We start from the raw sequence: 13,744 nt of genomic DNA on the forward strand, positions 1-13,744 counted from the left end.
CAGCTCCTTCCGGTCGGTTATCCGATCTTCCCTTTTAGTCTGTATATGTATGCCAACACTTCAGCGACGGCGATAAATAAATCCTCCGGCACTGAATCGCCCACTTCCACTTGCTGATACAAAGCGCGGGCGAGCGGTCTGTTTTCCATCATGACAATGCCGAGTTCTTTCGCTTTTTCTTTTATTTTCAGCGCGAGGTGGTCTTTCCCCATCGCGATGACAATCGGCGCTTCCATCGTTTCCGCATCATACTGGATGGCGATGGCGTAATGCGTCGGGTTCGTGATGAGTACGTCGGCTTTCGGCAGATCCTGGATCATCCGGTTCATGCTCATTTGCCGCTGGCGTTCCTTGATCTTCGACTTGATCAAGGGGTCCCCTTCAGCCTTTTTAAACTCGTCCTTAATATCCTGTTTGGACATCCGGATGTTTTTTTCGAACTCGTATTTCTGGTACAGGTAATCCAGGACAGCTAAACCCATCAATAAGAGTGATGCAGCCAGCCCCATTTTCAAAACGAGTGATCCGATAAACGATAAGGATTCCCCGATGCTCTTCTGGGACAATAAAAACAGTTCGCTTTTTTCCAGCCATAGCACAAGAAATGCGGCTGTGCCGATAATCGCGATTTTCAGCAACGATTTGGCCAGTTCAACAAGCGCCCGAACGGAAAAAATCCGTTTCGCTCCCTGTACGGGATCCAGCCGGTCCAACTTCATTTTTAACGGTTCGGCTGTAAACAAGACACCGATCTGTACGTAATTGCCGGCAATGCCGAGAATGAGCGCAATAACCAAAATCGGGGCCATCATAACAAAGGCATAGACGGTCATTTGTTCAAACAACGTCTGGATTGACGCTTCGGTCAGCTCCCAGCTGATGTACTGACTGAAATGGATGCGGAAAACGGTCAGCAGCCGATCCAGCATCCAGCCGCCTGCAAAATACAACAGCAGAATGCCGCCGAACATGATCAGCGCGGCCGGGATTTCTGCACTTTTGGCAACTTGCCCTTTGCGTTTTGACTCCTGGCGTTTTTGCGGGGTCGCCTTTTCCGTCTTTTCGCCGGCAAAAAATTGCAAGTCGAGCGGATAGCGTTTATTCACTTAGCGTCCCCCCTAACAGGCTCATCAAGTCCATCATGCTCGTCACCATTCGTTCGAACAAAAACTGCAGCAGGTAAAAATAAACCGGCATGGCCAGAAACAACAGGATAAAACCGACGAAAATCTTCACGGACAGCCCGACCGCAAAAATGTTCAGCTGCGGCACCGTCTTCGCCAGAATTCCCAATGCGATATCGACTAAAAACAGCGCTCCGACAATCGGCATGGCAATTTGCAGCGCCGTCAGGAAGATGAACGAAAACAAAGTCGTGATGAACTCAGCCGTTCCGTCGAATCCGACCGCAAAATCGATGCGTTCCACCGGAAAAATCATCAGGCTCTGCATAATGCCATCAAGCAGCAAATGATGGCCGTTCACCGAAAGCAAGAACAGCAATGCCATCATGTACTTGAAATGCCCGATGATCGGAACTTGGGCTCCCGTCTGCGGATCAATGACATTGGCAATCGCAAAGCCCATCTGAAAATCGATGAACGCACCTGCAATCTGAACCGTATAAAGCACAAGTGTTGCTGTGAACCCGAGTGCGACACCGATCGCCAATTCCTTAAAAATAAGAAGGGCGTAATAGGCATCCAGCGCAATAATTTCATCAGTGGAAACGCCGCCCAGGGCAATGAGTGATAAAAGTGCAGCCAGGCCGATTTTGAATTGGGTCGGGATGCCTTTCATTGAAAACAGCGGTGCAATGAGGAAGAAACTGGTCAGCCGGATCAAGATTAAAAGAAAATAAGGCAGCGCCTCGACAATGGAAGTCATTTCACACTCCTTATCCGATCATGTGCGGGAGATTTTGGAACAAATCCCGTGTATAGTCCACGATCATCGTCAGCATCCAAGGCCCGAAGACGACCAGCGAGACGAACACCGCAATGATTTTCGGAACGAAGGCCAATGTCTGTTCCTGTATTTGCGTCATGGCCTGGAAAACACTGACGAGAAGTCCGACCGCGAGTGCGATGAGCAGCATCGGCGCCGACAGCAGGATGACCATGTAGATCGCTTGCTCTGCAAGTTTTATTACCGTATCCGGAGTCATTGGTTTCTTCCCTCCCTCAAAAACTGAGCAGCAGTGATTCAACGATCAAGTACCAGCCATCGACCAGTACAAACAATAAAATTTTGAATGGCAGTGATATCATGACCGGCGGCAACATCATCATCCCCATCGCCATGAGCGTACTGGCGACGACCATATCAATGATCAAAAACGGGATGAAGATGACAAAGCCGATCTGAAAGGCGGTTTTCAGTTCACTGATGGCGAATGCCGGCACCAGCGCGGTGAGCGGTATGTCTTCGATGCTCTCCGGTTTCTCGAGTTCCGCGTATTTGAAGAACAGCGCCAAATCCTTTTCCCGCGTATGTTCCGCCATGAATTCCTTCACAGGCAGTATCGCCGTTTCAAACGCTTCTCCCTGCGTCGCCTCGCCGGCAAGATATGGCTGCAGCGCCGTGTCATTAATTTCTTCGGCGACGGGCGCCATGACGAAAAACGTCAGAAACAGCGCGAGGCCGATCAGCACTTGATTCGGCGGCATGGATTGCGTGCCAAGTCCCGTCCGGACAAATGACAGCACGATAATGATCCGGGTGAAGGAAGTAAGCATGACCAGGATGGCCGGTGCAAGCGACAGAATTGTCAGCAATGCCAATAGCTGGAGCGTTACGGCGACGTCCTCCGGGTTATCGGTTCCCGCATCAATGCCCGGGATGCTGATTAGCAGCAGTAATTCCGGCATCATGATGACCGCTCCTCCCGCTCCTCTTCTGCCTGGTGCAGTTCGGACGTCAATTGCTCGCGGCTCTCACGCTGGCGGTCGAGACTTTGCTTGAACAGCGATTCAAACCCTTGGCTCCATTTCGGCGTTTCTCCGTCGCTCGCCGGTTTACCGAATGTCAGCGCGGATTTCAATGAAAAGGAAGACGGGGTTTCCAGGCTTTTTTCGATAGCGCCGATTTCGGCTGCGTCTGAAAACTCTTTGATTAACGTCACTTCATCCCCGACGCCGATTAAATATACCTGTCCGCCGACTTTAACTAATTGCAATGATTTATTATTACCGAGCGGCGTCCCGCCCATGAGCTGCACAGCTTGATTCGGCTGCAGTTTTTGCTGACGCAGCGCCAGAAACTTGATCAGCGCATAAATCAGCACTACGATTAATGCGGTATAGAAGACGAGTTTCACAATCACCGAAATGAGGCTCGTGTCATTTTCACCGGTTGTTTCAGTTTCTTCGATCGCTTCATCATCAATGGTCCCGTTCTCTAAGGCGTCGCTCACACTTGGCGCTGCACTGGCTGCCGCCGGTGATAAGATGATGGCGACACTTATCAGCAGCATGCACAGTAACGATGCAGCAGCCGGTTTTAATAAGTACCTCATCAGCGCAGTTTCGAAATGCGGTCTGCTGCACTCAGAATGTCTGTTACCCGCACACCGAAATTTTCATCGATGACGACCACTTCGCCCACTGCTATCAATTTATTATTCACAAGAATATCCACCGGTTCACCCGCCAATTTATCGAGCTCTAAAATCGAACCTTGGGAAATGCCCAGTATTTCTTTCACCATGCGTTTCGTCCGGCCGAGTTCGACCGTCACCTGAAGCGGCACATCAAGCAGCATGTCCAGATTATTCGGTTCAGACTGATTCGGTGCTTCGTCATCGAAACTGGCGAACTGAACGGATTGCACGTTCGGTGTTCCGCCTGGTTTTGGCTGCGGATTCGATCCGTTTGATTGATTATCCGATTGAAATGGCATCGTCTGTGTCTCCTCTTGCATATCCTCATCTGCTGAATCGTCCAACACGGCCGCCAGCTGTTTCGCCAGCCGGACCGGGAGGCAGAAATGAAAATTCAGGTTTTGCCGGCTGCCGACTTTTGCCTGGAACTTGAATTCGACGGCCCCGTCTTCCTTGATAAAATTCGCGGCTTGGAACGTTCCCGGTTCCGTTACAAGATCGACGCCTGACAAGGAATGCGCCACCTCTTGCTCGAGCAGCGCCGATAGGGAATGCGCCACGGCATCAAACGCCATTTTCACGGCTGTCTGCACCGTTTCCAGTTGAACGGCCGGGTCTTCCGAATCCCCGTCATTCATTATTTCCGCCATTGCCCGTCCGTCTGCCTGAGAAACGGTCAGGAGCTGCACGCCTTCAAGGAATTCGCTGTAATCGCTCAGTACCACGAAATAGGGAACGGACGCTTCCTGGAACATGTCCGCTGTCCGTTTCACTGCCAGTTCCGGTGCCGTGATCAGCACTTGGTCGCCAAATAGCCTGGTGAATGGACGCGCGGCACTGCCCAGCGCTACGCAAAATGTTTCCTTCACGATTTCCTGTTCGGTTGCATTTAATGTATCCGGTCCATTCGCCGCCTCCGGTTTTCCTTTGCGGCCCAACAGCCCGTTCATTTCATCTGGAGATAATTTTTCATTTGTCATCGTATTCATCCCCTTCTGACCGGACTTCTGTGATCTGGACCACCATCCGGCCTTTCGCGACCCCCGGCTGCCCGAAAAACTTCTGTTTTTCATCGACCCAGACGGTTACCGGATCATCATATGCTTCGTTCAGCCGGATGATATCTCCGTTTTTCAGGCTCAGAAAATCGCTGATGTTGATCGTCGATCTGCCGAGCACCGCTTTGACATCGAATTTTGTACCCTGCAGTTTCTGCTCGATTGCTTCAACTTCCCGGTCTTCCACCGCTTTTTTCTGGTTTGCCAGCCAGTGGCGGGCCGACAGTTTCGGCAATACTTGTTCGAGCACCACATGCGGCAGGCAAATATTGATGACCCCTTCCACTTCACCGATTTTAACGTTCAACTCGACGAGAATGACGGTTTCATTCGGCGGGGACATCGTCAGAAACTGCGGGTTCACTTCGATTTCCTTCAATTCCGGCGCCAGCCTGATGACCGACGACCAGGCTTCCTGAAAGCTGTCGATCGCTTTTACAAACACCCGCTCGATCAAACTGATTTCGATTTCCGTTAAATCGTTATGTTTCTGGAGCACTTTGCCTTGGCCGCCGAGCAGCCGGTCGAATGTGACATAAGCCAGGTCCGGTGAAAGTTCCATCACCATGCTGCCTTGAAGAGGTTTCGCTTCGAACACGCCGAGAATGGACCGCTTTTGGACATTCTGGATGAATTCCTCATACGGGCATTGCTCGACCGAATCGACAGTGACCTGGACCATCGTCCGCAACTGAGCAGAGAAATACGATGTCAGTAACCGGGCGAAGTTCTCATGGATCCGGGTCAGTGTCCGGATCTGATCTTGTGAGAACCGGAGAGCTTTCTTGAAATCATATGTATGCACGCTGCGCTTCCGGCTGTCGGCATGTTTTGCGGATTCCTCTTGCTGTAAGGAAGAAAGGATGGCATTCAGCTGATCATCCGATAATGTATTCATCGTGTTCTTCCTCCTTAATCCGTTCCGGCTTGCTCTTGCAGCCCTGTTAATAAATTGATTTTCCTGTAGTATTGCGTCACCAGATCAGCCACCTGCTGTTCCGTCTCCAGCACATGCATCTTTTTGCCCGACAGCAGCGAGACGACCGTATCCGGCGTGGATTCAATCCGTTCGATATAGACAGCATTCAGTGTAAACGTCGTATTGTTCAGTTTCGTTAATTGGATCATACAGTCAATGATGAAAGAAGGCGTCAGCCTCCCCTCATCCTGTCCCCCTCACCTTATCGCTTCAAGTTCACGACTTCCTGCAGAATCTCGTCAGAAGTGGTGATTGTCCGGGAATTGGCCTGGAAACCGCGCTGTGCGATGATCAATTCCGTGAACTCTTCTGTCAGATCCACGTTTGACATCTCCAGCTGGCCCGAACCGATTTCGGTGTTCTGGTTGGCCGGTGTGTTTATCACTATGACATCGCCGCCTGCTTTCCCGGTCATTTCATAGAGCGAGCCGCCGAATTTTCTGAGTCCCGCCGGATTGGCAGGCGTAGAAATTCCGATGAATCCTTCCGGCACTTCCGTTCCATCCGGCTGTTTGCCCATCACTTGACCTTGCCGGTTGATGGTGAATGAATCATATACAGTCGGATCAATTTGAAGTGCATTGCCATCGCTGTCCAATACGTTATAGCCTTGAGCTGTCACCAAAAATCCGTTGGCGTCGGTCGTGAAATTCCCCGCCCGCGTCAGGAAGCGCCCTTCCTGGCCCTGTGCTTCCGGGTCTTGGACCACAAAGAACCCGTCTCCCATAATCGACAGATCCGTTCCGACTCCTGTCGTCATAATTGACCCTGGCGTGTGCTGAACGTTTATCGCTGCAATCGTCGATCCTAATCCGACCTGCATCGTGTTGGCTCCGCTGTCCGATAAATTCTGGCTCAATAAATCCTGGAAATTAATCGTACTTTTCTTGTAGCCGATCGTATTGGCGTTCGAGATGTTATTGCCGATGACATCCAATTTCGTCTGGAAGTTTTTCATACCTGATACACCTGAATACATGGAACGAAGCATATGTTTTTCCCCTTTCGAGTATCATCCGTCCCGCTTGGGATCAGACGATCTCCTGTCCGATTTTTGTGGCTGTGTATTCCTCAATGCGGCGGATTGCATCCAGTGAAATTTTGATGTCTCCCGGTTCGAGTTCCGCTGTCAATCGCCCGTCTTTCACCGTCAGCGCTTTTACCACACCTTCACCTGACTGCAGCTGTCCGTCCATTTCCTGTTCCCAGAACACTTTATTTCCGATCAAGTGCGCCTGTTCCATAAGGGAAGGCTTTCCAGCGATTTCAACAGAGCGGTTCATCGTCTGATTCAAGTTCGTCAGCTGTTCGAGGCTACTGAATTGCGCCATCTGCCCGATAAATTCCGTATCTTTCAATGGCTCAAGCGGGTTCTGATTTTTCATCTGCGTCACCAAAATTTGCAGAAACGCATCTTTTCCTAAAGCGCTAGCCGACTGAGCCGGCTGCCGGCTGCCTGCAGCCGGCATTGTTGCAGCTGATGGACTGTTTACATTCATTGGAATCGTCCTTTCTTAATTACACGCTGTAATCCACTGCCATGACGCCAGCAGAAGATCCGGTTCGTTTTCCGGACTCCTCTTCCACTTGTTCATAGCCGCGTGCCGCACTGGGTTTTTGCTGGCGGAACGGCCGCTGTTCAGGCTGGCTGTTATGCTGCCCGGCGAATCCTTGCGGCTGCTGATAAGACACATTCAGTGTATCGACTGTGATTCCTTGCTGAGTCAGGGAAGTCCGTAATTGATTCAGCTGAAAATCGAGCATTTCCTTGGCAGCGAAACTGCTTGTGAAGATCTGGGCGATAATCTTGCCGTCAGCGGCATTGAGCCGGATGTCAAGATGCCCCAAGTGTTCAGGAAAAATGGACACTTTAATCTGGGTGCTTTCCCCGTTCCCCGTCAGCCGGATCGACTCATGAAGCACCGGGGCTAAATCGGCTGTAAGCTGGGAAGCCCGGACGACCGGTTGAGGAGTTGCAGGCGGGAGCGGCCGCTGTAAGTTCGGTTCCGCTTTGACTGTCTCCCCTCGGGATTCGGCAGTTGATTGATTTACCTCTGGTGACCGGACCGTTTCCAGTGATTGGTCTGTTTCTACAGATGAACCAGCTACCGGTGATGGCTTACTTTCTATAGCTTGGCGTGCTTCTGGTTGCTTGTTCTCTGCGGTCCGAATTGCTTCCGGCTGCTGTTCCGGCAAATTCGGAACAGCAGGATCTGTAACCGGAATACTAGTGATGGCTGATTGCTGCGTTGGCGTTTCTGCCTTTAAGGTCAGCGGAACCATTTCTTGGACTCGTTGCATCTGCCGGAATTGCCGGGGCGCACTCGCGAGTTGCTGTTCGGCTGAAAGACGCTGGAGGAGATCCGTCAATTGCTTAAAGATCGCTTCTGACTGGCCTTTAGCGGCAACCGGGCCAATGTTCTCTTCTGTCTCAGATACCATAGGTGTATTGCTTTCTTTAATTCCTTCAATCGCTTTCGCACTTGCTTCCTGCAGCTGTCGAACCGTTGTTTCCAATAGAGCGAGCAAGCGCTGTGAGTTCTGTTCTTTCGGCAAAACGCCTACTGTTCCTCGCGGTGGCTGTTGTTCAAGCTGTCCGAGTTGCTGAAGCAATGCCTGAACGGCGCCGGCGACCACTTCTCGCTGTTGTGGTGTCAGTTCATCTGCCGGCAACTCCTCCAAGATCTTCAGCGCTTCCTGAAGCTCATCCGCCGACTGCCGGCTGTTTTCAGCAGCCGGTGCTTCCGCAGTCACAGCGGCAAATAATTGGGCAAACACATCAGAAGTCCGAACCGGATGTCCGCCAGTCTTTTGTTTGGCATCCGCTGCTGATCGGGTCTTCACGCTATCCGACAGCAGCTTTGGCACTTCAGCCAGGACCGTCTTCATTCACCTGACCCGGCTCTTGAAGAACGGTAAAAGCGGGTGCTTGCCAACTCGTCAAAAAAGTTCTGCTCTTCCGCTTTGCGCTGTTCTTCAAAAAGCGCCTTTTTTTGCTGTTTCATATGTTCCCACGTTTTTTCTTCCTGCGCTTTCCGGTTCAATTGATGCTGTTTTGTGGACACATCATGGTCCAGGCGGTCCAACTCCCGGTTGTAAGACACCAATTGCTCCTGAAGCTGCTGTATGTAATTAACGAGTGAACGCAATTCTGATATGTGGACGCCACCCTGCTGCTTTTCCTTTTTCAATCGTTCGGCATCCTGAATTTTTGAGTGGATGGCTTCCTGATGGCGTTTCCCTGTTTCTTGCTGGCGAATCGCATGTGCCATTTGACTTTGCGCAATGCTTTTTTCATTTTCTTTTAACTCCAGTAACCGCTGAAATTGAAAATTGAATGTTGTCACCCTATGCACCTCCAAACTTGGATGTAAGTTTCCTGATGCTTTCATCCAGTCCATTCTTTTCAAAAATGTCCTGCTGCAAATACTCCCGGATAAACGGATATGACCGGATTGCATCATCGATTTCCCGATTGGCGCCGCTCTTATAAGCGCCGATGTTGATCAAGTCTTCCGATGAATCATATGCGGCTAACAGTCGTTTGAATTCCACTGCCGCCTGCCGGTGTTCTTTTGATACGACTTCATGCATGACCCGACTGACACTCGCCATCACATTAATGGCAGGAAACTGGCCTTTCTGGGCGAGTTTCCGGTCCAATACAATATGGCCATCCAGAATTCCCCGGACCGCGTCAGCAATCGGTTCATTCATGTCATCCCCGTCCACGAGAACGGTATAGAACGCAGTGATGGAACCTTTTGCGGATGTGCCTGAGCGCTCCAGGAGTTTCGGCAAAAGCGCAAACACGCTCGGTGTATACCCTTTACTGGTCGGCGGTTCACCGACTGCCAAGCCGACTTCCCGCTGCGCCATCGCAAACCGCGTGACGGAATCCATCATCAGCATGACGTTTTTACCCTGATCGCGGAAATACTCTGCGATGGCAGTCGCCGTCAGCGCGCCTTTGATCCGTTGCAGCGGGGTCTGATCAGACGTCGCGGCCACAACGACCGATTTGGCCAGTCCTTCCGGGCCGAGATCCCGTTCAATGAAATCCCGGACTTCCCTTCCCCGTTCGCCGATCAAGGCGATGACATTGATATCCGCTTCCGTATTGCGGGCAATCATGCCCATCAAAGTGCTTTTTCCGACGCCGCTGCCGGCGAAGACGCCGACCCGCTGACCTTGTCCGATCGTCAGCAGCCCGTCGATCGCCCGGACACCGACTTCCAGCGGTTTTTCAATCCGCGGACGCTGCAAGGGATTCGGCGGTTTGTTGCTCGTTGAGTACTTCTTCAGGCCCGGCGGCAATTTGCTGTCATCAAGCGGTTTCCCGGTGCCGTCCAGCACTTTCCCTAAAATGGACGGCCCGACTTTGATCTGAAGCGGTGAGCCGGTCGCGACGACGAGACAGCCGGGACCGATCTGTTCGATATCCCGGAGCGGCATCAGCATGAGCTTGTTTTCCCGGAACCCAACGACTTCCGCTTCGATCGGTTTCTCGTAATGATTCGGATACAGGAGGCAAAGTTCGCCGAGTTTCGCGTTCGGCCCCTTGGATTCAATGGTCAGCCCGATCACCTGTACGACTTTCCCGTGCTTTTTCACCGGTTCGACTTCGTCCACCAATGCGAGATAATCAGATTCTCTGAAGATCATGATTCACCTTTTCTTCGCAATAAGCGAGCAGGCTTTTCTTGATTTCATTCAGCTGACTGTCGACCGTAACGTCATAGGAACCGTTCGACGTATGAATCATGCAGCCGCCTTTTGACAAAGCTGCCACCGGGATGAGCCGCAGTTCCGCGTCCGCTTTGACGTACGGTTTCAGCTCTTCCAAATACGGTGATATGATCAGGAAGTCTTCCAGCGACACGTGCATGATGATGTCTTCTGATTCTTCGACACTCTTCAATGCCTGCTTGACGATTTGAAGCAATTGATCATCGTGCTGCTGCAATTCCCGTTTGAGAATCTTTTCCGCGATTTTGACGCTGAGGTTCAGTAAAAACGGTTCTGCCTGCTGAATGATGTTTGCTTGCTCTTCATGTGCTGCAGTAACCAATTCTTCCATCGCTTCCCGCTGCTCGCGGAAATCCGATTCCGCCTGGCGGGTACCTTCCGAGAGGCCGGTCTGATAACCTTCCGTCTTCGCTTCTTCCGCTTGACGTGCTGCTTCCCGTTCCGTTTCCCGGCGGCTTTGTTCCTGCCACTGCCGGATTTCTTCACGGGCTGCCGCCTGTTCTGTTTCAATTTGTTCCTGCAATTGTCGGTACCGTTCTTCCAATGTCCGGATCTCTTCTTGCAGCAAGCGCCGCTGCTGGGCCGGTGTCAATTCGGACTGATCAAAATGCCGCTTGGGTGTTTCGATTTTCTTTGCAGCGATGAGCCGCTTTTCCGTTCCAACAGTACTATGGAAGCGAATGACGTTAGACAACGAGCTCATCTCCTTCCCCGCGGGCAATGACCACTTCACCTTGTTCTTCCAAATCCCGGATCAGCGTAACGATCGTTGTCTGAATGCCTTCAATATCCTTCAGCTTCACAGGACCCAGTACATCGATTTCTTCGCGGATCAGATCCGCACGGCGCTCAGACATATTGCGGTAAATGCTTTCTTTGACTTCTTCGCTTGCCACTTTCAATGCATACGTCAGATCAAGATCCCGCACATCGCGGAGAACCCGCTGAATCGAACGGGCATCAAGCTGGGCAATGTCCTCGAATACGAACATGCGCTTTTTGATCTCTGCAACCAGTTCCGGGGAATCCGTTTCAAGTTCCGACAGAATCGCTTTTTCGGTGCTGCGGTCCACTTTATTGAGCACTTGGACAATCGCTTCAACACCGCCGGTAGCTGTATAATCCTGTGAACCGGATGCAGACAATTTCCGCTCGATGATCTGTTCCACCTGGTGGATCACTTCCGGGGATGTGCTTTCCATCAACGCAATCCGCCGGGCCACTTCCGCCTGCTTATCCGGATCGAGCTGGGAAAGAATGTGGGAAGACTGTTTCGGCTCCAGATAGGACAGCACGAGTGCGATTGTCTGCGAATGTTCATGCTGCAGAATATTGTAAATCTGATTCGGATCGGCCCGCCGTGCAAAATTGAACGGTTTGACTTGCAGCCTGCTCGTCAGTCGGCCGATCGTGTCCAGCGCTTTTTCTTTCCCCAATGCTTTTTCAAGCACATTGCGGGCATAATCCAATCCGCCTTCACTCATATAATCCTGCGCAAGGATCATCCCGTAAAACTGATTCAGGACATCTTCCATTTCACTGCTTTTCAAGTGACGGATGTTGGAAATCTCCAGCGTCAGCTGATCGATTTCCGGTTCCGACAGCTGCTTGAAAATTCCTGCAGAGGCTTCAGGCCCTAAGCCGACCAGCAGGACTGCCGCTTTTTGAAGCCCGTTCAGCCCTGTAATTCTTTTCGCTTTTGCCATACGTCACACCCCTACTCTTCGTTCATCCAGGAACGCAATAAATTCGCAAAGTCTTCCGGCCGTTCCTTGGCCAATTTTTCGACAGTTTTCCGTTTCGGATTTGCAATGGAATCGAACTCGGACAGATCAATCTCCGCTTCTTCGGGCAGACTGTCATCCGGCGGCGGCTGGTCGAATATCCCCATGACATACTCATTCTCCTCCTGATCCCGTCTCCGCTTGCGGATCAGCAACACTGCAACAACTAAGACAACCAGCAAGGCGGCAATTCCGATACCGGCATACAGCAGGAAGTTCGCCGGAAGTACAGTCCACCATGGCGCAACCGGCTCTTCCGCTTCGACGACCGCTTTTCCTTGGAATTCGGTTGCGAAGATGGAAATACGGCCTTCGAGTTCTTCTTCAGTCATTTCAGTGCCGTTCATGCTCAACGTCGTGCTGACAGTATTCGTTAAAATACTGCGGATATCATTGATGTTCTGTAATGTCAGACTTTCCGGATCAGCCGGAACCGGCGGCTCTACACCGACATTGATCGTAATGTCATCAATGACATAAGGGCTCAATTCAATCTGGCGGTTAATTCGGTTCACTTCCGAGTTGATCCGTTCCTCGGTGCGTTCGGATTCGCTGCTACCGATGCCATCAGCGCCCGGATAATTTGCAATTTCGGTCTCTCCTGCCCCTGTGGCATCTTCGACGACTGCCCCTTCACTGGAATAGGATTCGACAATCCGTTCGACACTGATGGCAATGCCTTCATTCGTTTCTTCATTCACGGGTTCGACGAGATTTTCTTCGCGCCGTTCCTTTGTGAAATCCATACTCGTCATAACGGAGACGACGACTTTGTCCCGTCCAAGTGTAAGTCCAAGTAATTGCTGAAGTTCCCGTTGGATATCCTGTTCGATGTCTTCCTTGATCTCCCGTTGCTGCTGATACACGGACAGCGTCGTATCCACTACGTCTTCTTCCAAAATCTCGAACATCTGGCCATTCTGGTCCATGATCACAATCTGATCTGCCGGTAAATTTGGGATACTTTTACTGATTAAATGATATAACCCGTTGACCTGCTTTTGATCGAGCTGAAAGGCGGGATCACCGGTCACCACAATCGAAGCGGTGGCCACTTGTTCTTCATCTGTGATCCAGATGTTTTCTTTCGGCAGCGTAATCATGACGTTGGCATCCGTCACGCCATCAATCTGGCGAATCAAGTATGCCAGTTCGTTCTGCATCGCATCCCGCTCAACCACATCGAAATGGCGATCCGTCATGCCGAGTCCCATGTTTTCGCTGAACACGCTGTAATTGACGTTGCCGTTTTCAGGGATTCCTTCCGCAGCCAAAGCGATTTTCAAATTGGCCAATTCGTCTTCCGGCACGCTGATGATGCTGCCGTCATTCGATACCTCCACGAGAATGCCGCGTTCTTCGATGGCCGCTTTGATTTCCCCGGCTTCCGCCGGTGCAAGATTGGAATATAACGGAGCGAAATCGTCCCGAGAATTGAAAAAGAAAAACACGGAAAGCACGAGCGCTGTCAAAACGAAAGAGCCGATCATAATCCACTTCGTCAGGCCTGAAAATCCCGCCCATGCCCCCTTGAGTTTTTCGGTGTAAGCCGATACTGTTTCTTTCATTTGCC

The 13,744-nt window shown here is 51.3% G+C and carries 16 protein-coding genes; all 16 read right to left on the reverse strand.

What is annotated here, in order from left to right; all coding sequences use genetic code 11:
* Window positions 1–17: 17 nt before the first annotated feature.
* Genes flhB through fliF form a run of 16 tightly spaced genes read right to left on the reverse strand, consistent with a single transcriptional unit; the run spans window position 18 to window position 13,739 of the window.
* Complete coding sequence (gene flhB / locus B0X71_RS14025; protein WP_077590011.1) at window positions 18–1,106, reverse strand: flagellar biosynthesis protein FlhB; 1,089 nt, start codon at window positions 1,104–1,106, stop codon at window positions 18–20.
* Window positions 1,099–1,887 carry a flagellar biosynthetic protein FliR gene (gene fliR, locus B0X71_RS14030; protein WP_077590012.1) on the reverse strand — a complete coding sequence of 263 codons (789 nt, stop codon included), beginning with the start codon at window positions 1,885–1,887 and terminating at the stop codon, window positions 1,099–1,101. Before fliR ends, flhB begins: the two co-directional genes overlap by 8 nt.
* 10 nt (window positions 1,888–1,897) lie before the next feature.
* Window positions 1,898–2,167, reverse strand: a complete 270-nt coding sequence (gene fliQ, locus B0X71_RS14035; protein WP_077590013.1) for a flagellar biosynthesis protein FliQ — start codon at window positions 2,165–2,167, stop codon at window positions 1,898–1,900.
* A gap of 16 nt (window positions 2,168–2,183) precedes the next feature.
* A complete protein-coding gene (gene fliP / locus B0X71_RS14040; protein WP_077590014.1) occupies window positions 2,184–2,873 on the reverse strand; it encodes a flagellar type III secretion system pore protein FliP in 690 nt (229 codons plus the stop codon).
* The gene (locus B0X71_RS14045) at window positions 2,870–3,517 is read right to left on the reverse strand and encodes a flagellar biosynthetic protein FliO (RefSeq protein ID WP_077590015.1); all 648 of its coding nucleotides are present in this window, start codon (window positions 3,515–3,517) and stop codon (window positions 2,870–2,872) included. The genes fliP and B0X71_RS14045 overlap by 4 nt, the downstream gene beginning before the upstream one ends.
* Window positions 3,517–4,581: a flagellar motor switch phosphatase FliY gene (fliY, locus tag B0X71_RS14050; protein WP_077590016.1), complete on the reverse strand. Its 1,065-nt coding sequence runs from the start codon at window positions 4,579–4,581 to the stop codon at window positions 3,517–3,519. Before fliY ends, B0X71_RS14045 begins: the two co-directional genes overlap by 1 nt.
* On the reverse strand, window positions 4,571–5,557 hold the full coding sequence (fliM, locus tag B0X71_RS14055; protein WP_077590017.1) for a flagellar motor switch protein FliM: 987 nt from the start codon (window positions 5,555–5,557) through the stop codon (window positions 4,571–4,573). The genes fliY and fliM overlap by 11 nt, the downstream gene beginning before the upstream one ends.
* A 14-nt stretch (window positions 5,558–5,571) precedes the next feature.
* The gene (locus B0X71_RS14060; protein WP_077590018.1) at window positions 5,572–5,787 is read right to left on the reverse strand and encodes a flagellar FlbD family protein; all 216 of its coding nucleotides are present in this window, start codon (window positions 5,785–5,787) and stop codon (window positions 5,572–5,574) included.
* Window positions 5,788–5,840: 53 nt separating this feature from the next.
* A complete protein-coding gene (locus B0X71_RS14065; RefSeq protein WP_077590019.1) occupies window positions 5,841–6,629 on the reverse strand; it encodes a flagellar hook-basal body complex protein in 789 nt (262 codons plus the stop codon).
* A 40-nt stretch (window positions 6,630–6,669) separates the two neighbouring features.
* A complete protein-coding gene (locus tag B0X71_RS14070; RefSeq protein WP_077590020.1) occupies window positions 6,670–7,137 on the reverse strand; it encodes a flagellar hook capping FlgD N-terminal domain-containing protein in 468 nt (155 codons plus the stop codon).
* Between the two features lie 19 nt (window positions 7,138–7,156).
* Window positions 7,157–8,527 carry a flagellar hook-length control protein FliK gene (locus B0X71_RS14075; protein WP_077590021.1) on the reverse strand — a complete coding sequence of 457 codons (1,371 nt, stop codon included), beginning with the start codon at window positions 8,525–8,527 and terminating at the stop codon, window positions 7,157–7,159.
* Window positions 8,524–8,985, reverse strand: coding sequence for a flagellar export protein FliJ (gene fliJ / locus B0X71_RS14080; protein ID WP_077590022.1), 462 nt, complete (start codon window positions 8,983–8,985; stop codon window positions 8,524–8,526). The genes B0X71_RS14075 and fliJ overlap by 4 nt, the downstream gene beginning before the upstream one ends.
* 1 nt (window position 8,986) lies before the next feature.
* Window positions 8,987–10,303: a flagellar protein export ATPase FliI gene (gene fliI / locus B0X71_RS14085; RefSeq protein ID WP_077590023.1), complete on the reverse strand. Its 1,317-nt coding sequence runs from the start codon at window positions 10,301–10,303 to the stop codon at window positions 8,987–8,989.
* A complete protein-coding gene (locus B0X71_RS14090) occupies window positions 10,284–11,081 on the reverse strand; it encodes a FliH/SctL family protein (protein WP_077590024.1) in 798 nt (265 codons plus the stop codon). Before B0X71_RS14090 ends, fliI begins: the two co-directional genes overlap by 20 nt.
* Window positions 11,074–12,093 (reverse strand): flagellar motor switch protein FliG, encoded by a 1,020-nt coding sequence (fliG, locus tag B0X71_RS14095; protein WP_077590025.1) that lies wholly within the window; start codon window positions 12,091–12,093, stop codon window positions 11,074–11,076. The genes B0X71_RS14090 and fliG overlap by 8 nt, the downstream gene beginning before the upstream one ends.
* Before the next feature lie 11 nt (window positions 12,094–12,104).
* Window positions 12,105–13,739, reverse strand: coding sequence for a flagellar basal-body MS-ring/collar protein FliF (gene fliF, locus B0X71_RS14100; protein ID WP_077590026.1), 1,635 nt, complete (start codon window positions 13,737–13,739; stop codon window positions 12,105–12,107).
* Window positions 13,740–13,744: the final 5 nt, after the last annotated feature.

Origin of the sequence: Planococcus lenghuensis, assembly GCF_001999905.1 — a bacterium.
GTDB lineage: Bacteria > Bacillota > Bacilli > Bacillales_A > Planococcaceae > Indiicoccus > Indiicoccus lenghuensis.

What these genes read in the sequence shown, in the direction of transcription:
- fliR (WP_077590012.1), bottom strand. Translation starts at nt 1,887, where the DNA reads ATGACTTCCATTGTCGAGGCGCTGCCTTATTTTCTTTTAATCTTGATC.
- fliQ (WP_077590013.1), bottom strand. Translation starts at nt 2,167, where the DNA reads ATGACTCCGGATACGGTAATAAAACTTGCAGAGCAAGCGATCTACATG.
- fliP (WP_077590014.1), bottom strand. Translation starts at nt 2,873, where the DNA reads ATGATGCCGGAATTACTGCTGCTAATCAGCATCCCGGGCATTGATGCG.
- B0X71_RS14045 (WP_077590015.1), bottom strand. Translation starts at nt 3,517, where the DNA reads ATGAGGTACTTATTAAAACCGGCTGCTGCATCGTTACTGTGCATGCTG.
- fliY (WP_077590016.1), bottom strand. Translation starts at nt 4,581, where the DNA reads ATGACAAATGAAAAATTATCTCCAGATGAAATGAACGGGCTGTTGGGC.
- fliM (WP_077590017.1), bottom strand. Translation starts at nt 5,557, where the DNA reads ATGAATACATTATCGGATGATCAGCTGAATGCCATCCTTTCTTCCTTA.
- B0X71_RS14060 (WP_077590018.1), bottom strand. Translation starts at nt 5,787, where the DNA reads ATGATCCAATTAACGAAACTGAACAATACGACGTTTACACTGAATGCT.
- B0X71_RS14065 (WP_077590019.1), bottom strand. Translation starts at nt 6,629, where the DNA reads ATGCTTCGTTCCATGTATTCAGGTGTATCAGGTATGAAAAACTTCCAG.
- B0X71_RS14070 (WP_077590020.1), bottom strand. Translation starts at nt 7,137, where the DNA reads ATGAATGTAAACAGTCCATCAGCTGCAACAATGCCGGCTGCAGGCAGC.
- B0X71_RS14075 (WP_077590021.1), bottom strand. Translation starts at nt 8,527, where the DNA reads ATGAAGACGGTCCTGGCTGAAGTGCCAAAGCTGCTGTCGGATAGCGTG.
- fliI (WP_077590023.1), bottom strand. Translation starts at nt 10,303, where the DNA reads ATGATCTTCAGAGAATCTGATTATCTCGCATTGGTGGACGAAGTCGAA.
- fliG (WP_077590025.1), bottom strand. Translation starts at nt 12,093, where the DNA reads ATGGCAAAAGCGAAAAGAATTACAGGGCTGAACGGGCTTCAAAAAGCG.
- fliF (WP_077590026.1), bottom strand. Translation starts at nt 13,739, where the DNA reads ATGAAAGAAACAGTATCGGCTTACACCGAAAAACTCAAGGGGGCATGG.